Below are 15,435 nucleotides of genomic sequence, written 5' to 3' on the forward strand. Positions count from 1 at the left end.
AATATGGCTTCCATTCGTTTCTCTTTTCTTAGCTTATGCTTAACTCATTATGTTAATCTCAAAATTATAAAAATTAAATAACAAAGTTTCTCAAGGCATCATCTAATTCAGCTTGTTCAATTCCAATGTATCTCAGTGTTATTGCTGGAGATGAATGATTGAACATCTTCTGTAGTGTGCCTACATCCTTTGTCTTGTTATAGTATTTATATCCAAACGTTTTGCGCATTGTGTGGGTTCCCACATTGTCAATGCCCAATTCCTCAGCAGCTTCATGGATGATCTGGTAGGCTCGTTCACGAGTGATGGCCTTGTTTCCTCCTTGCCTGCTCTTGAATAAGAAATGATGGAATGGCTTCCCTTCAACATACTTCCTCATTTCTCGCTTCAGCTCTTTCGTCATTCTACGAGAAATCTGTTTGCCAGTCTTTCTTTCTCGTAGCTTGATGTGCCATCCCTGAACATCTTTGACTTTGAGTGTGAGGATGTCACCAACACGCAAGCCTGTATTGAGACCAGTGATAAATAGCATGTAATACATTTCATTCCACTCTCTCAGGTAGTCCTTCATGGCTTGAATGTCATCTGTGTCCTTTATGGGTGAGACCTCTTCCATACGCTTCCCCCTCTCTATATTAAAATTGATTTTCATAAGGAATTGGGAGTACAGGAATCGAACCTGCATCTGCTGTTTTCCGCCAGCATGCTCTAACCGTTTGAGCTAACTCCCTAACCACTATTAGGAGGCCCTCTCATCCATGATGTGATTATCATGAACAAGATTATAGTATTTTATTTTATGTGAGAATACAATAACTTATATTCTCAATTTAGAGTACACCTTTCATCCTTGCGTAGGTTTCCAAGATCCCGGCACGCTTCCTGTAAATCGTAGCGTTGCTGACAAATTGCTTTTCTGCAATTTCTTCCCAATCAAGATTTGCTTGTCCCCATCTTAGATAGAAAATATCAAGCTGTTCTCCTGTCAGTTGCTTCTTGAAGGATTCAACAGTCTCTTTGAACAGCTCAAGATTCTTCAGAGTCACATCAGTAGCGAATTTCATCACTGTGTTTTCTGTAGGCTTGCTGATGCCAGACTTACCACCACCAACTAGATCATCACCGTTCTTTGCCATCAATTCTGCTTTGCGTGTCCAGATTGCCCGGTCAATTCCACGAAAATTGAATAATTCTTGATCAAGGTTAAACAATTCTCTGTTGTTTAATTTTTTCATTCAATAACCTCTCTTTGATAGATTTCAACTATCCCCTTGCCTTTTAATTTCTCACAGTGAGCAAGTGCTTCATGTCTTGTTTCAAATTCGGCTTCAGTATATTCAGCTAAATGCTTAGGATCAATCCAGCTTGCATGACCGTGATACTTTCTTACAACATACATCTTCATTTCTTTCTCCTGCTTTTGAATACTACACTAAAGGCCCACAGGAAGCCAGCGAACCAAGCAAAAGCTAACAGCAAATAAATAAAATTTTGAAATTCCATAACAAATCCTACTTATCCCATATCATTTTAGCTACTACTAAAATCAGAACAGAAATTACTAGATCAGCTATTGCAGGCAGAAAGACATAGAACCAGCTCCAAGAGATTAAACCTAACAATTTCAAAGCTATTAATAATAAAGTTAACCAACCAATAAATCCCATTAATCTACCTCCTCAAATTTTACGAACGTCATCCAGTGAGTTGTTCCTCTTCGTTGCCCAAACAAGGGTTTAAATGGAATGACCTCAAGTATTTCTTTTACATTTACCTGGCAATCTGACCACTTGAAAATTAACGTTCCCCCTGTTTTTAAAACCCGCATGCACTCTTCAAAACCTTTAGCCAAATCTTCAGACCAAGTTTCTTTATCAAGTTGGCCATATTGGGCTTTCATTATCGAATTAGGTCCAGCCCATTTCAAATGAGGTGGATCAAAAACAACCAAATTAAAAGTATTATTTTCAAATGGCATATCACGAAAATCACCGATAACATCAGGATCTACGTGAACTTTTTTACCATGTATTTCAAACTTTTCTTTTCTGATGTCCATGAAAGTTGTATGACTCTCGTTTTTGTCGAACCAAAACATGCGTCAAGTAATTTAACTTCTTCTGTCATTTTATCCTCCCAAATTGCTAAACGGGACTTCCCATTGATAATCATCGTATTCATAACAAATATTTTTGATAATTTCACCTTTTGAAATTTCAATTTCCTGTGTGAATCCCATGCCACACTCAAATGTAAAAATTTTAATATCAACATCAAACTTACTTGAAATTTCTTGATAATTTTCTGGAATAGCACTCCATGCTTGGTTGAAATTATCCAGTTCAACGGTACAAAATTCTTCTTCAAGCCAAACTTCTATTTGCTTTTTATCAAAAAACGCTAGTCTTGTTCCATTGATGTAAAAATAGGAAGCTGTGCTGTTGAATGTAAGTAGTTCGCCATCCCATTTATCTTCTAGTGTCACAGTGTCGTTTAATAGCATTTCTTTCAATGCTGATGCAATATTTTCGCTTTTTCCTCTTAATTTAAGAGATCCTTCGGCCCAATTTGGCATTATCTTTTTCCTCCTTGTTTTTTATATATTCGGCAAATCCTCTTCTTTTACGAATGAGCCATCAATCCATTTTCCTTTTCGATCTTTGATTTCGTTATAGGCCACAGTGAAACATTCTAGAAATTCATAACCCAAAATATTGCTGATTGATTCCAAGTAAGCAATAATGCGCACAAGGTTATGACGACACATTTTTTTAATTGCTAAATCTTGAGATAGCTGAAACTCTGAAATGTTAGCATTTAGCAATTTGAAACAGTCCATTGCTTCTTTTCGTCTAATGTTATTAGCCTCTTCAAAAATGCTCTGTACATCCTCTTTGATCAGCAATGCTAAACCTACAACTACTACAGCACAATCACCAATGCTGTCTTTTGTTAGTGCTTCATTCTTTTTCAAGAATCCTGCACATAACTCACCAAATTCCTCACTTAATTTCAATGACTGCTTATCTAGCCGGCCCCCGTTTTCTAGATCTCGATCAATAAACCATTTTTTTACTTTGTTTAAAATTAAATTTTCCATTTTTACCTCTTTCTATTTTTTTATGAGTTTTAAATTACCAGTTTCTTTGCCTCTTCTATTTAGATCTGCATAGAATTTCAATAGCAATTTATCTTTCCCTGTGATTTTGCTTAATTTCTTTAATGAACCAGTACATAAATAGCGCCCGTTTTCATAGAGCTTATAATCAGCCAACTCATCCGCATCACCCATGAGAGAGTTCTCTCTGATTTGAAAATATTGGCAAATCAGTTGTATGTAATGTTCGTGTACTTTTATTTTGCCAGTTAATAGACTGCTTATTGTATTCATTGAGTAGCCTATTTCTTCGGATAATTTTCTAGCTGTTAAGTTACGGCTTTTCATTAAGAGCCTGAGTTGCTCTTTAAAATGTTCTATCTGATTTTTGGTGTAGCCTGCCATGATACATTACAACTCCTTATTCAATTTCTACTGGATAGAATGTACCGAATGACTTTCTTAAAGCATTTCCTACCTGTATAGCAACCCCACGAGATACGAACTTCATGGCTTTAGTTTCATCAGAAAATGAAACATCTAAGCCAGTTGCCCCAACCACTACAGATTTTATAAATGGTTTTGCTTGTTTTGATCCATGTTTTAAAATAAACATTACTTACCATCCTTTTCTAATTTCTGTAGCATTTTATTTTTCGCTTCCTCCAAAGCTTTTTTCTCTTGATCACTTGTTTGATTGGTGTAATTTGGTTTTGACCATTCTGGAACATTTGATTGTTGCTTTGTTGGTTGTCCTTTTGTTTTACTTTCCTGAAACTTCCGTTCTCGTTCGTTTACTGCTGCAATTGATAATAATCCATCATTTTTCCAATTTTGTAAAATAGCTCTAATATAGCTGAAATTTCTTTTACCATTGTCAGCGGCTAAACTGATAGCTTTTAAAACTACATCTGGTTCCATACCATCCAGAGTGATGACTTCTTTTAAAGTTTCAAATTGGATTCTATCAATTGGTGAAATACGAGACTGATATTCATCTACGATGATTTTGAGCGTATTTTTCTCTAAATCTTTCTCTATATCTATCTCTATTTCTTTCTCTATCTCTATCTCTAACTCTGGTGGATGTTCGTCCGACATTTGTCCGGACAAATGTCCCGACAATAATTTTTGTTTTTCCTTTTCAATTCTTCTGCGATAGTCACGCTTTCTATCAGCTTCTGTATTCGATTTCCCAATAAATGATTCAATATCTAGCATAAAAATGGCACCATTATCCAAAACATCAATCAGGTTCATTTCCTTGAAAATGCTGACAGCTTTTTCTACTACTGCCACAGGATGCCTTGTTATTTTTGAAAGCATTTCAGAATTGAATGGGATTCGATCATTGAACATCAACTTACCATTGTTTTTCAATGACCTCAGATAGAGTTTGATCAAAATGTTAGAGTATAGAAAACCATCTGGCATGCTTTCCAAAATAATCATTTCATCACTGTCATAAAAATTTTCTTTCACTCTCAGATAGTAGTATTTCTTATTATCTGACATTTCATTCCTCCATTCTAGAATGGTAAACCATCATCAGGGATATTCATTTGATTACTCTCAAATGAAGGAGGTATTTGCTCATCCATAGAGTTCCGGTTGGCTGAATTGTCACGCTTTTCTAAGCTTCTGAAACTATCAATAACAACTTCAGTGACATAGACACGTTGACCTTGCTGATTCTCATAATTACGGGTTTGGATATGGCCAGTGATTGCTACCAGATTTCCTTTCTTGATCCAGCTTGCGAAGTTTTCCGCTAATTTTCGCCAAATCACGCAATTGATAAAATCTGCATCATATCCACCATCTTGATTTTTAAAATTTCGATTTACAGCAAGTGTGAATTGTCCAACCGCTTGATCTTGAGGTGTTCGATGTAGTTCTACATCACGAGTTAAACGCCCGATAAGTACAACATTATTAATCATTTTTGCCTCCAATCAATGCATCTGTCTTTGACAATGCCTCTTCTACCTTTTTCGATGCCTCTAGCTGAAGCATTATAGCCTTCTCTTTCTCAATCAACCAATCCATGTGAACCTTTGCTTTCTCCAAATCCTCAATCCCATTTTTTTTGCGATAGCGAAGGAGGTATTTTAGGGTATTACCCAAATGATATCCTGTTAACTGTTCATCATTCATGAAATTGCGATGAACATCAATTGCTTCTATGCCATTCCGGCCTTGGTAATGTTTTGGATTTTTTACATTGTCGTTCATAGTTCAGACATTCCTTTCACTGTTCTTTTTTGATGAATTTCTGACATTCTCTTATTCCACATTTCACGCTGATATTTTGCTGATTTGTAATGCTGCATTTTGGCTTTTTGGCGAATGATTACTTCACGCATCACAAAGATTGCAAATCCTGAAAGTAAAATGTATGTTACAAAAGCTACTGCTAAAATAATTTCAATTGTTGTCATTTTCTTCTACCTCTTTTGTTTCTTTTTGTGGGAACAGTTCCCAGTTGAATTTGTTAATCATCACATCTTGAGCCTTATTGGTCTCTTTGATTTTTTCGATACTTTCGGCCCAATGACCTGTACTTTCAAAATTCATTTGGACAGCATTGTCTAGATCCTTGATGTGTTGTTCTTGATCGTATATGATTTTTATTGTTGCGCCTGCAAATAATAAAAATAGTGTTGTAAGTGATAAAACAGTAAGTTTTAATTGTTTTAAGCTCATACTCTAATCACCCCATCATTCTTAAAATTCAGAGCCATTTGATGAAGTTTATCTTCAAATTCGTTATCTGACAGTTTCATCAATTCTGCTTTTTCTTCTACTTTCAGCGGACGGTTGGCATCTTGCCAATCCATCATTTTCAATAATTTTTTAATTGGATCCATTTCAAAATCCTCTCTATTCTTTATTTTTCTTTTGTTCTATAGCTCTTAAAATTATTTCATGAGCTATATCTTTAGTAAGCTTTTCTAGTTTGATTAAAGCTTCTCTATAAGTCTCTGATTGTTCAATTAGCCAGTCAGACAATTCTATAATTTTATCTTCAAAATCCATCTCAAGACCGATGACCTTTCTATATTGTTTTTGTTGTGGAGAAACTGAAATTTTAATTTCAAATTGTTCTAGCCGAGTAATTACTTCTTGCAATTCCTTGGCTTTTTTTGAAACTTCGTTCAAGATTTCATTTAATTCATTTTGATCATCTAAAGTAATATTAATTTTCGTCATTATTTAAACCTCTTATATTTATCTAAATAACGATATTGTTTTGAATAAATTGATCTAATTCATTCTTATCAATTCGTTTCGTTCCATCTATTTTGTAAAGATTCAATCCCATCTTGATCCATTTTCTGATGGTATTTGAACTACAATCCGCATAGTGTGCTGCACTTTCTAGTGACAGCCAACGCTTTTCTGCTATCTCCTGGTCTAAGAATTCAGTGAAAGATTCTTTAAATTGAGTTCGGACCACTGTTCTTATTCCGTTTTCAAATTCTTCACTTAGAATATTCATTGCTAACTCCAATTTGTGATATAATTTAAGTAGTTTCTTTTGTTGAGCGCCTGACTTCTGTTAGGTGCTTTTTATGCGTTGTACGCATTCAATTCCATGATTTTCATTTTAGTGTTGGTGCTTGGTTCCCAAGTCATCCAATAGGCAAGTGCTGCTTCTGCGAATTTTTTTGGCAGTAAGTCATAGCGACTGATCTTGCGCTTCTTCAATAGCGACTGAGCATAGCTTGGATGAATTGGTTGTTCATTCTTGAGATAGTCGATATCTTCAATCATGCTAGCCTGTTGCTCACGCAGTTTCTTTTGTCCAGTAAAGAGAGCGATGAAGGCATCCTCATCTAAGTCTTCTCGAATGAATCCGCCTTGTCTGCGAATAGCTGGAAGAACTTCTGATGTTACCCATCGTTTAAATTCTTTTGCTTGAGGTAATTTACTGGATAAGATAAGAGAGTAAAGACCGGATTCGTTAATAATGATAGTATTTTGTGTTCGCCCTAGATTGTCGGTGAGTCCGTATTTCACGGAGTCATCTTCATCAACGTGCCGAGAAATTGCATCCAGAGGTTTAGCATATCCTAGAATATCTGCTACATCCTTCCCGACAAACCAAGGTTCATCATCAATTGTCATAGTACGGACTTCTTGCCCGTGAAAATTAAAAATCTCATTCATTTTATTCCTCCATCAAGTCGCTGATTGAGACACCAAGATATTTAGCGACCTTATTCAATGTTTGGGAAAGCGGAATGCTCGAATTCCATTTTCTGATGCTTCCATTGCTAAGGTCCAGATCTCTTTCTATTCGATAAATAGAAATATTGTTTTCTTTTGCTATTTTTTTAATTTTGTCATATAGCATCTTTTTCTCCTTTCTTTGGAAAATTTTATAAGAAAATTATCTTTTTTTATTGACAAATAATAGAAAACATTCTACTATTAGGGTATAGAAAAGAACACTATTAAATAGGTTTTGATATCTACTGTCTTGGCGGACCACGTTGATATGTTTAAAACTTATTTATAGCTTTGAAATTAACTTACAAGAATAGTATAATAGAAAATTTTCCTCTTGTCAACAGATAAAATAGAAAATTTTACATTTTTGTAAGTTTTTTTTAAAAAAAGGAGGAAAAAATGAGTCTACTTGATAGAATCAAGTTGTTAGCAGCTACTCATCAGATGACTATGGCTGAACTAGAAAGAAAACTAGATTTCAGCAATGGTAGTTTAAGGAAATGGGGAAGCTCTATGCCTAGCGGTGACAAAATAGAAAAAGTTGCTGATTATTTCAATGTCTCTACAGACTACTTATTGGGAAGAACTAATAACCCGAATATCGCAAACAATGGTGATGCTTCTGCGCCATTGGATCTGCGTGATATTGCGGCTCAATCCATGCTGTTTGATGGAAAACCACTTACAGAAGAAGATATTGATTTCATCACTGCTGTTCTTGAGGCTCATTTAAAAAATAAATAGAGGTACATTATATGACAGTACAAGAGCTTTGTGCCAAGGAAGGTGTGAATCTCTGCTACTTTGATGGAAGCAACTGGCACAGCCCTGGCTTCTTCAATCCTACGTTGAATGTTCTAGCACTAGACATTAATTTGTCAGTAGAAGATCAAAAACAAGTAGCTCTTCATGAATTAGGGCATAAAGAACATACTCCTATTCAGTATGAGCTGAATAGGGAGCTTTGCGAATTACAAGCTGACAGAAGCATGATTCATCATTTGCTTGAAGAAGAATTAAAGCTAATGGATGATATTAGGGATTTTAATTATCTTCATTTTATGGAAAAATACAGTCTGAAGACTATCGCAAATGAAACGATGGTTAAAGATGAGTTTAATTCACTAATTAGTTAAATAGGAGGATCTAATGAAAAAAAGTAAGCCTTTTTATAAACAAGTTTGGTTTATAATATTTATTATTTTGGTTGTTATTGGCGGTATAAGCTCTCTAACTAAACCAAAATCAAAAACCACAAGTAGTGCAGAAAAGTCTGCTACTATTAAAAACAACACTTTTAAAATGACAGATAAGCTTGGTGAAGAGTTTGCTGTTTATCTGCGAGAAAATGCGGAAGTCTTGGACAATGGTGATAAAATCGAATTTGTTACAGGTGGAAATGCTACTGCTGTTTCTGTCCGTGTTGGAGAATCGTGGAGCGCTGAAAGCGCAAGTCGTAAAATCTATCTTGCTAATTCATTTCTTAAACAAAAAAATGAGCTGTTTAAAAAATGGGCGGCAGAAAATAACTATGAAGTTAACCTAAATAAAGATAACCCAGAATTAATAGTTAAAGTTTCAGATGCAGATAAAACAACAATTGCACAAGAGCATAGTGGCAAGATGAAGATACTTAATAATTAAGTAAGCAAAAAATCCCCACAATCGCCTGCAAGCTAAAATGTGAGGATGTGCTGTATAGAAAGAATGGCATTAAAAAGCCCTCTTTACTATACCCATTTTAACAAGAAATGAGGTAAAAATCAATGATCAAAAAATATAAAAAAGGTGATGGTTTCGCTTACTATTTTAAAGCCTATCATGGAATTGATCCTTTAACTGGAAAGAAGATTGTAACTCTTAGGCGTGGTTTTAAAACCGAACGTGAAGCTAGACTTGCTGAAGCTAAGTGTTTGGCTGATTATGAGAAGAAAACATTTAGAACCAGAAATACAACTACTACTTTCAAACAGGTATATGAAACGTGGAAAGAGCATTATAGAAATACAGTTAAAGAATCTACCTATGTTAGCCAAATTGACAAAGCAGATAGACTTATTGTCCCTCATTTTGGAGATAAGCCCATAAATAAAATTACTCTATCCATGTGCCAAGCTCAGGTCAATAAATGGGCTGAGGACTATAAGAGATTTTTTGGGATCATCAGCATTGCTAATCAGATATTTGATTATGCAATATCTATGGAATTGATTGATAGCAATCCAATGAGAAAGACTCTAAAACCAAAAAGAAAAAAGAAAGATAAGGAAGAGCTTGAACAATTCTATAATAAAGAAGAACTGAAAACTTTTTTCGAAATGGTCCAGAAGCTTGATGACATAGAAATGCTCACTTTCTTCCGTCTGTTGGCTTTCACAGGAATGAGGAAGAATGAGGTTGGTGCATTAAGATGGACCGATATTGATTTAGAGAGCGGACAACTAAAAGTTAATCAAACACTAGCCAAGGGAGAAAACAATAAAATCATATTTCAAACTCCAAAAACGAAAAAAAGCCAGCGAACAATATCGCTGGATCCAAAGACTATTGATATTTTGAAAGATTGGCACAAATTCAGTACAAAAGGCTTATTATTTAAAAATGAATCAGGCAGCCCTAAAAGTATTGTACATGTCAATAACTTGCTGAATCGAGTTTGGAGAAGGTATCCTGATTTCAAGCGTATCACTCCTCATGGATTCAGACATACACATTGCTCCCTACTGTTTGAGGCTGGAGCAACGATCAAAGAGGTCCAGGAACGACTAGGACATGAAAATATACAAACAACAATGGACATATATGCTCACGTTACCCAAAAAGCAAAAAATGAAGTTGCTGACAAATTTGCTTCCTACATTGGTTTTTAGAATATGGGTATCACCGTGGGTATCAAAACAAAAAAACAGGCTCTCCGAATATATCGGAAAGCCTTATTTTATGCTATTTAAAGCAATTATTTTGCGATTGGGTAAACAGAAACTTGTTTTTTATCGCGACCTTTACGTTCGAAGCGTACTACGCCTTCAACTTTTGCGAACAAAGTATCGTCTCCACCACGTCCAACGTTCACACCTGGGTAGATGTGAGTACCGCGTTGACGGTAAAGGATAGATCCACCTGTTACAGTTTGTCCATCAGCTGCTTTAGCTCCAAGACGTTTTGCTTGTGAATCACGTCCGTTTGATGTAGAACCTCCACCTTTTTTGTGGGCGAAAAGTTGCAAGTTAGCAAGATTCAATTTCAACATAATTGTTTTCCTCCATGTTAGTTTTCTGTGATAACTCTTGTTTGGACGAACTCTGAAGAGTTCTCCGATAAGTTTGCCATCCCTAAGAAAAATGATTCAAAGAATAGTTGGGTCATTTCTCTTTGATGTGGTGGAATATCTGTCGGGATTGTGACCCGAAGGAAGCCACCTTCTTCTTCGTTTAATTCTAGATCCGGTTCGTAGCCTGCAAACTTCTCAACAGAGTTGACAAAGTTAATGGCTAGAGTCGAAACCGATGCACACACGACATCAAAGCCGTATTCACCGCTTCCAGCGTGCCCAGTGATTTCTGCACTCCTCAGCTCGCCATCTTCGGCTCGTTCAAAGACTGCTTGTATCATGTGTTCTCCTAAAAATTAAGCGTTGATAGCGTTGATGACAACTTTAGTGTAAGGTTGACGGTGACCTTGTTTACGGTGGCTACCTTTTTTAGGTTTGTACTTGTAAGTAACAACTTTCTTTTGTTTTCCTTGTTTTTCAACAGTTCCAACAACAGTAGCTCCTGAAACAAGTGGAGTTCCGACAACAGTGTTTTCACCACCAACAAGAACAACTTCGTTAAATGTAACTTCTTGACCAGCTTCAACGTTCAATTTTTCAACGTAGACTGCTTGACCAACTTCAACTTTAACTTGTTTTCCGCCAGTTTTAATGATTGCGTATGTGCTCATTATGCACCTCCTATGTATTTTTGGGTTTCCCCGTATTTTTGTGAAGACTCGCCTAGCATCGTGGGACGAACCACTTACTCTCATGGAAATGAGCGACGATGTTCGAGCGGTTGCACAGGCATGTGCATAGTCAACTCTCTTAGTATATCACTTCTATCAGACAAAGACAAGTATTTTTGCGCTTTGAAAGCGAATTTTCTTTGAAAAATCTATTTTTTGTATCTTGTAGTTTAAGATCGCATTCAAAACCGGCTTTCATCTACTTATCCTTAAATTTAAAGTCATTGAAACTCATTTTTGCTTTTGAAGAATCGTTCATGCTCTTCATTTTTTCTTCTTGTTCCTTGGTGATTTTGATAGGAATGGCTGCAGCCGTATTGGGTTTCAATACACCAGATTCGCTCACTTCATAGTCAACTGTGACATCTTTGAATAGTGGCTCCCCATCATATTCCAAATTCAGAACAAAGGATCCATCACGATCGATGGTTGTGGTGGTACGATTCACGATAAAGAACAAGGCGAAGCGATTTTCCTCATTTCCAAAGGTATAGCCTGGGAAAAAGACAAATAATTTTCCAGGTTCTCCAAGCGTTGGATGTTCCTTGATAAATTTCTCAGATGCTTCCAAGACTTCGTTGTCCTGATCTTTGTACTGGTCGGCTCTGACAAATGTGAGCGGTTCTTTTTTACTACTGGTTGACTGGCTGGTCTTTTCTTCTTTTTTCGGGCCAGTAAATGATACTTTGACACAGCCTGTCAACAGAAGCAAACTTGTCATTAATACGATAATTTTTTTCATCTTGTCTCCTTTAAGTTGGTTAGAAAAAGAGGCTGGATACGCCCAGTCTCTCCTATAGCAAATCCTCAATCAGGTCATCAACCTCGTCTTTTTCTACTTTTGGTGTGATCTCTGTTACGATGATGCCTGCTACCGCACGCTCAACCAAATCTTCCACATCCATCCGTTGCTCATACTGCTCCGCATTTTTGAGTTTTGGATTCGTCTTTGGACGGTCTGGCGCAAAGATGGTACAACAGTCTTCGAATGGCTGGATAGAAATTTCAAAGGTATCAATGGCTTGGGCAATATCGATGATTTCCAATTTGTCCATGGTCACTACCGGACGAATAACCGGCGTATTAGTCACTGCATTGATGGCCTGCATACTCTCTAAGGTTTGGCTAGCCACTTGTCCCAAGCTTTCACCATTGATAATCACCAAACCACCGCGAACCTCGCGAATGCGGTCTGTAATGCGCATCATAAAGCGACGAGTCAGGGTCATTAGGTAAGCTTCTGGCGCTTTAGCCTTGATTTCCTCTTGGATCTCTGTGAAGGGAACCTCGATAAATTGGATATTGCCGCCAAACTTAGTCAACTTCCGTGTTAAATCATGGGCTTTTTTAAGAGCTCCTGGGCTGGTATAAGGTGGGCTAGCAAAGTGGACCGCCTCGATATCCACTCCACGCTTCAAGGCTAGGTAACCAGCTACTGGAGAGTCGATCCCACCAGAAAGCATGAGCATGCCCTTGCCAGATGTACCAACAGGAAGGCCACCAGCTCCCTTAATGGTTTCATAAGAAATATAGGCTGCTTCTTCTCGAATTTCAACTTGCAAGTTGATATCTGGTTTTTTCATCTGAGCTTGGATGGTTGGGATCGCTTCAAAGACCGCACCTCCCAAGGTTTGGTTGAGCTCGCGACTATCGAGTTCAAAGGTATGGTCACTGCGTTTACTTGAGATTTTAAAGGTCAAGCCGTCCTTGTAAATCTCCTTCATAATCTCTTGCACAGCCGCTTTTAAGGCCGGAACAGATTTTTCAATCTTGTATACGGGTGAAAAATTTTGGATTCCAAAAACCTGCTTGAGGGATTCTGCTACTGGCTCATAATCCGTCCCGTGCAGATAAGCATGCGCTCGATCACGGTCGGCTGTCACTTTGACAGCTGGATAGATAGATAAAACATCTTGGATATTATTGCGAAGTTTATTGATAAAACGCATACGGTTCTTTCCTTTAGTAGAAAGCTCTCCATAGCGAATCATAATTTCTGAATAGGTTAAGGTCATGTTGATTTCCTTCTAAAATTAACGTACTTTTCGTGTTTGCTCGTAAATCAGTTTGAACTTGGTCAAGAATTGCTCGACTTGGCTCATGTCATTTTCAATATCGAGACTGAGGCGAACTGCTGTCTGTGCGATACTCTTGTCCACTCCCATGGCAATCAAGGTTCCAGCTGGCTTACCTGCTTTGGACGAACAGGCACTAGTGGTCGAGATGTAAATATCAAACTCTTCAAAGGCATGGACCACTACTTCTCCACGAACTCCCTTGATCCCGAAAGTCAAGATGTGAGGCGCAAAGTGATCCTCACCAGAAAAGATAGTGACATCTGGATAGTTGGACAATTCTTTGCGGATGACTTCTTTCATCTGCTGGGTCTTGCTGGCAAAAGCTTCTTGGTTTTCCATGGCTAAGCGTAGGGCTTTTGCTGTTGCTGCAATGCCTGCCACATTCTCAGTTGTCGAGCGCATTTCTTTTTCTTGACCACCTCCGGTTAAGAGAGGGGTGATCTTTTTGCCTTCTTTGATGTAGACAAAGCCGACTCCGCGAAGTCCATGGAATTTGTGACTAGAGAAGGTCGCAAAGTCCACGCGCTCTGGTAGATAAACTTCTGTTGCTACCTTTGCCAAAGCTTGAACCGCATCGACATGAAAACTAATAGTTGGACGATCTTCTAGGAGAGCCGCGATGTCATGGATGGGCTGGATGGAGCCAATCTCATTGTTGACGGCCATGACAGAAACCAAAGTCGTATCTGGACGGAGAAGACTAGCCAAGGCATCCACCTTGACAAAGCCACGCGCATCCACTGGAGCGTAATCCACTTCGAATCCCTGCGTCTTTAACCAAGCAGCCGATTCCTTGATAGCGGGATGCTCGATGTCAGAGACAATGATATGCTTGCCATAAGGAGCTTTCTCAAAGGCGACACCCTTTAGGATCCAGTTGTCCCCTTCTGTTCCACCAGACGTGAAGTAAATTTCCTCAGCTTTCTTGCCAATTAGCTCCGCAATTTGTTTCCGAGAAGCTTCCAAAATACGAGTAGCTTGACTACCTAGATTGTGCAAACTAGAAGGGTTGCCCCAGATCCGAGTCGCTACTTCTGTATAGGTCGCAAGGGCCTCTGGATAGGGTTTGGTCGTTGCTGAATTGTCAAAATAGATCATGTCCTACGCATCCATCACTTTCTTTTTACGTAACTTCTATTTTATCATTTCTAACCGCTTGGGACAAGGATTTGATAAAGAGAGATGCGGCAAAATCACTCTATAAAATTCAGTTCTTTTTAGACATTTTTCAGAAAATGACTTATAATAGGAAAGTGTTAAAAAACAATTTTTGATAGAAAGAGAATGAACATGTCACAATATTCAAGAAGTAACAAAAACCAAAAACCTGAGGAAAAAGCAGATACAAGGCCATCTCGTGGTGAGAAAGTCAAACAAGGTTTGTCCGTATTTCAAACCGTTGTAGCTACGATTGCCAGTCTCCTAGGGATTATCGTCACTTCCTTTACCATCATGAGCCTGCTCAATAAAGATAATCAAAAGACAGAAGACAAACCCTCTAGTAGCACCAGCGTCGTCGTGGTTCATGATAAGGGATCTGACTCAAGCGCTACCAATACAGATACTAACACCAATACGCAAACCGATTCAAGCAATACAGAAACAAGTTCACAAAAAGAAACCGATAGCTCATCTGCTACTGAATCTAGCTCGTCTGCCGCACAAGACCAAGGTTCCACAGCAACAGACAGTGGCGCAGATACAGCATCATCTAGAACCAACTAAAAAATCAGTAAGGACAACCTTACTGATTTTTTTTTGGCTTTCGATGCCAGCTTTTTCTGATTTATATAGAAAGCATCTATCTCATTGTCGTACTCCCACTTGAGCTTTGAACGCTCTTCCTAGATTTGATCCAATTACTCAAGTAATCTCCCCCCTATATCAATGTCGGATCCTATATACATCTCATCTAGATTCAATGTATTGTCCTCATTAATTGGGATATCTACTCCCCAACCCGATTCTTCAATATGATTTATACGTCCATAAACATTCATATAATATTCGGGAGTTGTAAGC

At 37.7% G+C, this 15,435-nt stretch carries 30 protein-coding genes, 1 tRNA gene and 1 other annotated feature; of the genes, 5 read left to right on the plus strand and 26 right to left on the minus strand.

The window, feature by feature from the left end; all coding sequences use genetic code 11:
* Nucleotides 1–73 precede the first annotated feature (73 nt).
* From HMPREF2918_RS06475 to HMPREF2918_RS06555, 20 genes are all read right to left on the minus strand, one after another.
* A complete protein-coding gene (locus HMPREF2918_RS06475) occupies nt 74–616 on the minus strand; it encodes a site-specific integrase (RefSeq protein ID WP_049483908.1) in 543 nt (180 codons plus the stop codon).
* Nucleotides 617–658: 42 nt separating this feature from the next.
* Nucleotides 659–731: transfer RNA gene (locus HMPREF2918_RS06480), tRNA-OTHER, on the minus strand.
* Nucleotides 732–830: 99 nt separating this feature from the next.
* On the minus strand, nt 831–1,235 hold the full coding sequence (locus HMPREF2918_RS06485) for a transcriptional regulator (protein ID WP_070594929.1): 405 nt from the start codon (nt 1,233–1,235) through the stop codon (nt 831–833).
* Nucleotides 1,232–1,405, minus strand: a complete 174-nt coding sequence (locus tag HMPREF2918_RS11370) for a hypothetical protein (RefSeq protein ID WP_176745990.1) — start codon at nt 1,403–1,405, stop codon at nt 1,232–1,234. Before HMPREF2918_RS11370 ends, HMPREF2918_RS06485 begins: the two co-directional genes overlap by 4 nt.
* Before the next feature lie 106 nt (nt 1,406–1,511).
* Nucleotides 1,512–1,667 carry a hypothetical protein gene (locus HMPREF2918_RS11375; protein WP_176745991.1) on the minus strand — a complete coding sequence of 52 codons (156 nt, stop codon included), beginning with the start codon at nt 1,665–1,667 and terminating at the stop codon, nt 1,512–1,514.
* Complete coding sequence (locus HMPREF2918_RS06490) at nt 1,667–2,098, minus strand: class I SAM-dependent methyltransferase (protein ID WP_141751590.1); 432 nt, start codon at nt 2,096–2,098, stop codon at nt 1,667–1,669. Before HMPREF2918_RS06490 ends, HMPREF2918_RS11375 begins: the two co-directional genes overlap by 1 nt.
* Nucleotides 2,099–2,128: 30 nt before the next feature.
* Entirely contained in the window at nt 2,129–2,575 is a 447-nt protein-coding gene (locus HMPREF2918_RS06495; protein WP_070594930.1) for a hypothetical protein, read from the minus strand.
* 21 nt (nt 2,576–2,596) lie between these two features.
* Entirely contained in the window at nt 2,597–3,100 is a 504-nt protein-coding gene (locus HMPREF2918_RS06500) for a MazG-like family protein (RefSeq protein ID WP_070594931.1), read from the minus strand.
* Nucleotides 3,101–3,112: 12 nt separating this feature from the next.
* Nucleotides 3,113–3,502, minus strand: a complete 390-nt coding sequence (locus HMPREF2918_RS06505) for a helix-turn-helix domain-containing protein (protein ID WP_070594932.1) — start codon at nt 3,500–3,502, stop codon at nt 3,113–3,115.
* Nucleotides 3,503–3,518: 16 nt separating this feature from the next.
* Nucleotides 3,519–3,713 (minus strand): hypothetical protein, encoded by a 195-nt coding sequence (locus HMPREF2918_RS06510; protein WP_070594933.1) that lies wholly within the window; start codon nt 3,711–3,713, stop codon nt 3,519–3,521.
* A complete protein-coding gene (locus HMPREF2918_RS06515; RefSeq protein ID WP_070594934.1) occupies nt 3,713–4,612 on the minus strand; it encodes a phage replisome organizer N-terminal domain-containing protein in 900 nt (299 codons plus the stop codon). The genes HMPREF2918_RS06510 and HMPREF2918_RS06515 overlap by 1 nt, the downstream gene beginning before the upstream one ends.
* Nucleotides 4,613–4,626: 14 nt before the next feature.
* The gene (gene ssb, locus HMPREF2918_RS06520; protein ID WP_070594935.1) at nt 4,627–5,040 is read right to left on the minus strand and encodes a single-stranded DNA-binding protein; all 414 of its coding nucleotides are present in this window, start codon (nt 5,038–5,040) and stop codon (nt 4,627–4,629) included.
* Nucleotides 5,033–5,332 (minus strand): DUF3310 domain-containing protein, encoded by a 300-nt coding sequence (locus HMPREF2918_RS06525; protein ID WP_256263201.1) that lies wholly within the window; start codon nt 5,330–5,332, stop codon nt 5,033–5,035. The genes ssb and HMPREF2918_RS06525 overlap by 8 nt, the downstream gene beginning before the upstream one ends.
* Nucleotides 5,329–5,538: a hypothetical protein gene (locus HMPREF2918_RS06530; protein WP_070594936.1), complete on the minus strand. Its 210-nt coding sequence runs from the start codon at nt 5,536–5,538 to the stop codon at nt 5,329–5,331. Before HMPREF2918_RS06530 ends, HMPREF2918_RS06525 begins: the two co-directional genes overlap by 4 nt.
* A complete protein-coding gene (locus tag HMPREF2918_RS06535) occupies nt 5,525–5,803 on the minus strand; it encodes a hypothetical protein (protein WP_070594937.1) in 279 nt (92 codons plus the stop codon). Before HMPREF2918_RS06535 ends, HMPREF2918_RS06530 begins: the two co-directional genes overlap by 14 nt.
* Nucleotides 5,800–5,967: a hypothetical protein gene (locus HMPREF2918_RS11380; RefSeq protein ID WP_176745992.1), complete on the minus strand. Its 168-nt coding sequence runs from the start codon at nt 5,965–5,967 to the stop codon at nt 5,800–5,802. The genes HMPREF2918_RS06535 and HMPREF2918_RS11380 overlap by 4 nt, the downstream gene beginning before the upstream one ends.
* A gap of 13 nt (nt 5,968–5,980) precedes the next feature.
* Entirely contained in the window at nt 5,981–6,310 is a 330-nt protein-coding gene (locus HMPREF2918_RS06540; RefSeq protein WP_070594938.1) for a hypothetical protein, read from the minus strand.
* A 22-nt stretch (nt 6,311–6,332) separates the two neighbouring features.
* On the minus strand, nt 6,333–6,599 hold the full coding sequence (locus tag HMPREF2918_RS06545; protein ID WP_070594939.1) for a helix-turn-helix domain-containing protein: 267 nt from the start codon (nt 6,597–6,599) through the stop codon (nt 6,333–6,335).
* A 71-nt stretch (nt 6,600–6,670) separates the two neighbouring features.
* The gene (locus HMPREF2918_RS06550) at nt 6,671–7,270 is read right to left on the minus strand and encodes a BRO family protein (RefSeq protein WP_070594940.1); all 600 of its coding nucleotides are present in this window, start codon (nt 7,268–7,270) and stop codon (nt 6,671–6,673) included.
* A 1-nt stretch (nt 7,271) separates the two neighbouring features.
* Nucleotides 7,272–7,457: a helix-turn-helix domain-containing protein gene (locus tag HMPREF2918_RS06555; protein WP_070594941.1), complete on the minus strand. Its 186-nt coding sequence runs from the start codon at nt 7,455–7,457 to the stop codon at nt 7,272–7,274.
* Nucleotides 7,458–7,732: 275 nt separating this feature from the next.
* On the opposite strand from HMPREF2918_RS06555, the gene HMPREF2918_RS06560 reads away from it, so the two are divergent.
* The 4 genes from HMPREF2918_RS06560 to HMPREF2918_RS06575 all read left to right on the plus strand — a co-directional run bounded on the left by HMPREF2918_RS06560 (nt 7,733) and on the right by HMPREF2918_RS06575 (nt 10,203).
* Nucleotides 7,733–8,077, plus strand: a complete 345-nt coding sequence (locus tag HMPREF2918_RS06560) for a helix-turn-helix domain-containing protein (protein WP_070594942.1) — start codon at nt 7,733–7,735, stop codon at nt 8,075–8,077.
* An 11-nt stretch (nt 8,078–8,088) separates the two neighbouring features.
* A complete protein-coding gene (locus tag HMPREF2918_RS06565) occupies nt 8,089–8,469 on the plus strand; it encodes an ImmA/IrrE family metallo-endopeptidase (protein ID WP_070594943.1) in 381 nt (126 codons plus the stop codon).
* A 13-nt stretch (nt 8,470–8,482) separates the two neighbouring features.
* Nucleotides 8,483–8,977 carry a hypothetical protein gene (locus tag HMPREF2918_RS06570; RefSeq protein ID WP_070594944.1) on the plus strand — a complete coding sequence of 165 codons (495 nt, stop codon included), beginning with the start codon at nt 8,483–8,485 and terminating at the stop codon, nt 8,975–8,977.
* A gap of 122 nt (nt 8,978–9,099) precedes the next feature.
* A complete protein-coding gene (locus HMPREF2918_RS06575; RefSeq protein WP_070594945.1) occupies nt 9,100–10,203 on the plus strand; it encodes a site-specific integrase in 1,104 nt (367 codons plus the stop codon).
* A gap of 86 nt (nt 10,204–10,289) precedes the next feature.
* Here HMPREF2918_RS06575 and rpmA read toward each other — a convergent pair whose 3' ends face one another.
* From rpmA to HMPREF2918_RS06605, 6 genes are all read right to left on the minus strand, one after another.
* Nucleotides 10,290–10,583, minus strand: a complete 294-nt coding sequence (gene rpmA / locus HMPREF2918_RS06580; RefSeq protein WP_003002805.1) for a 50S ribosomal protein L27 — start codon at nt 10,581–10,583, stop codon at nt 10,290–10,292.
* Nucleotides 10,584–10,600: 17 nt separating this feature from the next.
* On the minus strand, nt 10,601–10,945 hold the full coding sequence (locus HMPREF2918_RS06585; RefSeq protein WP_003002581.1) for a ribosomal-processing cysteine protease Prp: 345 nt from the start codon (nt 10,943–10,945) through the stop codon (nt 10,601–10,603).
* Nucleotides 10,946–10,960: 15 nt separating this feature from the next.
* Nucleotides 10,961–11,275 (minus strand): 50S ribosomal protein L21, encoded by a 315-nt coding sequence (gene rplU, locus HMPREF2918_RS06590; protein WP_003007734.1) that lies wholly within the window; start codon nt 11,273–11,275, stop codon nt 10,961–10,963.
* 34 nt (nt 11,276–11,309) lie between these two features.
* Nucleotides 11,310–11,397 (minus strand) — a sequence feature (ribosomal protein L21 leader region).
* A 137-nt stretch (nt 11,398–11,534) separates the two neighbouring features.
* On the minus strand, nt 11,535–12,077 hold the full coding sequence (locus HMPREF2918_RS06595; protein WP_070594946.1) for a membrane lipoprotein lipid attachment site-containing protein: 543 nt from the start codon (nt 12,075–12,077) through the stop codon (nt 11,535–11,537).
* A 52-nt stretch (nt 12,078–12,129) separates the two neighbouring features.
* Nucleotides 12,130–13,350, minus strand: a complete 1,221-nt coding sequence (gene thiI, locus HMPREF2918_RS06600; protein WP_070594947.1) for a tRNA uracil 4-sulfurtransferase ThiI — start codon at nt 13,348–13,350, stop codon at nt 12,130–12,132.
* Between the two features lie 18 nt (nt 13,351–13,368).
* Nucleotides 13,369–14,511: a cysteine desulfurase family protein gene (locus HMPREF2918_RS06605; protein WP_070594948.1), complete on the minus strand. Its 1,143-nt coding sequence runs from the start codon at nt 14,509–14,511 to the stop codon at nt 13,369–13,371.
* Nucleotides 14,512–14,703: 192 nt separating this feature from the next.
* Between HMPREF2918_RS06605 and HMPREF2918_RS06610 the strand changes: the two genes are divergently transcribed.
* Nucleotides 14,704–15,138, plus strand: coding sequence for a DUF6556 family protein (locus HMPREF2918_RS06610; RefSeq protein WP_070594949.1), 435 nt, complete (start codon nt 14,704–14,706; stop codon nt 15,136–15,138).
* Nucleotides 15,139–15,435: the final 297 nt, after the last annotated feature.

The organism is Streptococcus sp. HMSC065C01, assembly GCF_001813525.1.
GTDB classification, from domain to species: Bacteria; Bacillota; Bacilli; order Lactobacillales; family Streptococcaceae; genus Streptococcus; species Streptococcus parasanguinis_V.

What these genes read in the sequence shown, in the direction of transcription:
- HMPREF2918_RS06475 (WP_049483908.1), bottom strand. Translation starts at nt 616, where the DNA reads ATGGAAGAGGTCTCACCCATAAAGGACACAGATGACATTCAAGCCATG.
- HMPREF2918_RS06485 (WP_070594929.1), bottom strand. Translation starts at nt 1,235, where the DNA reads ATGAAAAAATTAAACAACAGAGAATTGTTTAACCTTGATCAAGAATTA.
- HMPREF2918_RS11370 (WP_176745990.1), bottom strand. Translation starts at nt 1,405, where the DNA reads ATGAAGATGTATGTTGTAAGAAAGTATCACGGTCATGCAAGCTGGATT.
- HMPREF2918_RS11375 (WP_176745991.1), bottom strand. Translation starts at nt 1,667, where the DNA reads ATGGGATTTATTGGTTGGTTAACTTTATTATTAATAGCTTTGAAATTG.
- HMPREF2918_RS06490 (WP_141751590.1), bottom strand. Translation starts at nt 2,098, where the DNA reads ATGTTTTGGTTCGACAAAAACGAGAGTCATACAACTTTCATGGACATC.
- HMPREF2918_RS06495 (WP_070594930.1), bottom strand. Translation starts at nt 2,575, where the DNA reads ATGCCAAATTGGGCCGAAGGATCTCTTAAATTAAGAGGAAAAAGCGAA.
- HMPREF2918_RS06500 (WP_070594931.1), bottom strand. Translation starts at nt 3,100, where the DNA reads ATGGAAAATTTAATTTTAAACAAAGTAAAAAAATGGTTTATTGATCGA.
- HMPREF2918_RS06505 (WP_070594932.1), bottom strand. Translation starts at nt 3,502, where the DNA reads ATGGCAGGCTACACCAAAAATCAGATAGAACATTTTAAAGAGCAACTC.
- HMPREF2918_RS06510 (WP_070594933.1), bottom strand. Translation starts at nt 3,713, where the DNA reads ATGTTTATTTTAAAACATGGATCAAAACAAGCAAAACCATTTATAAAA.
- HMPREF2918_RS06515 (WP_070594934.1), bottom strand. Translation starts at nt 4,612, where the DNA reads ATGTCAGATAATAAGAAATACTACTATCTGAGAGTGAAAGAAAATTTT.
- ssb (WP_070594935.1), bottom strand. Translation starts at nt 5,040, where the DNA reads ATGATTAATAATGTTGTACTTATCGGGCGTTTAACTCGTGATGTAGAA.
- HMPREF2918_RS06525 (WP_256263201.1), bottom strand. Translation starts at nt 5,332, where the DNA reads ATGAACGACAATGTAAAAAATCCAAAACATTACCAAGGCCGGAATGGC.
- HMPREF2918_RS06530 (WP_070594936.1), bottom strand. Translation starts at nt 5,538, where the DNA reads ATGACAACAATTGAAATTATTTTAGCAGTAGCTTTTGTAACATACATT.
- HMPREF2918_RS06535 (WP_070594937.1), bottom strand. Translation starts at nt 5,803, where the DNA reads ATGAGCTTAAAACAATTAAAACTTACTGTTTTATCACTTACAACACTA.
- HMPREF2918_RS11380 (WP_176745992.1), bottom strand. Translation starts at nt 5,967, where the DNA reads ATGGATCCAATTAAAAAATTATTGAAAATGATGGATTGGCAAGATGCC.
- HMPREF2918_RS06540 (WP_070594938.1), bottom strand. Translation starts at nt 6,310, where the DNA reads ATGACGAAAATTAATATTACTTTAGATGATCAAAATGAATTAAATGAA.
- HMPREF2918_RS06545 (WP_070594939.1), bottom strand. Translation starts at nt 6,599, where the DNA reads ATGAATATTCTAAGTGAAGAATTTGAAAACGGAATAAGAACAGTGGTC.
- HMPREF2918_RS06550 (WP_070594940.1), bottom strand. Translation starts at nt 7,270, where the DNA reads ATGAATGAGATTTTTAATTTTCACGGGCAAGAAGTCCGTACTATGACA.
- HMPREF2918_RS06555 (WP_070594941.1), bottom strand. Translation starts at nt 7,457, where the DNA reads ATGCTATATGACAAAATTAAAAAAATAGCAAAAGAAAACAATATTTCT.
- HMPREF2918_RS06560 (WP_070594942.1), top strand. Translation starts at nt 7,733, where the DNA reads ATGAGTCTACTTGATAGAATCAAGTTGTTAGCAGCTACTCATCAGATG.
- HMPREF2918_RS06565 (WP_070594943.1), top strand. Translation starts at nt 8,089, where the DNA reads ATGACAGTACAAGAGCTTTGTGCCAAGGAAGGTGTGAATCTCTGCTAC.
- HMPREF2918_RS06570 (WP_070594944.1), top strand. Translation starts at nt 8,483, where the DNA reads ATGAAAAAAAGTAAGCCTTTTTATAAACAAGTTTGGTTTATAATATTT.
- HMPREF2918_RS06575 (WP_070594945.1), top strand. Translation starts at nt 9,100, where the DNA reads ATGATCAAAAAATATAAAAAAGGTGATGGTTTCGCTTACTATTTTAAA.
- rpmA (WP_003002805.1), bottom strand. Translation starts at nt 10,583, where the DNA reads ATGTTGAAATTGAATCTTGCTAACTTGCAACTTTTCGCCCACAAAAAA.
- HMPREF2918_RS06585 (WP_003002581.1), bottom strand. Translation starts at nt 10,945, where the DNA reads ATGATACAAGCAGTCTTTGAACGAGCCGAAGATGGCGAGCTGAGGAGT.
- rplU (WP_003007734.1), bottom strand. Translation starts at nt 11,275, where the DNA reads ATGAGCACATACGCAATCATTAAAACTGGCGGAAAACAAGTTAAAGTT.
- HMPREF2918_RS06595 (WP_070594946.1), bottom strand. Translation starts at nt 12,077, where the DNA reads ATGAAAAAAATTATCGTATTAATGACAAGTTTGCTTCTGTTGACAGGC.
- thiI (WP_070594947.1), bottom strand. Translation starts at nt 13,350, where the DNA reads ATGACCTTAACCTATTCAGAAATTATGATTCGCTATGGAGAGCTTTCT.
- HMPREF2918_RS06605 (WP_070594948.1), bottom strand. Translation starts at nt 14,511, where the DNA reads ATGATCTATTTTGACAATTCAGCAACGACCAAACCCTATCCAGAGGCC.
- HMPREF2918_RS06610 (WP_070594949.1), top strand. Translation starts at nt 14,704, where the DNA reads ATGTCACAATATTCAAGAAGTAACAAAAACCAAAAACCTGAGGAAAAA.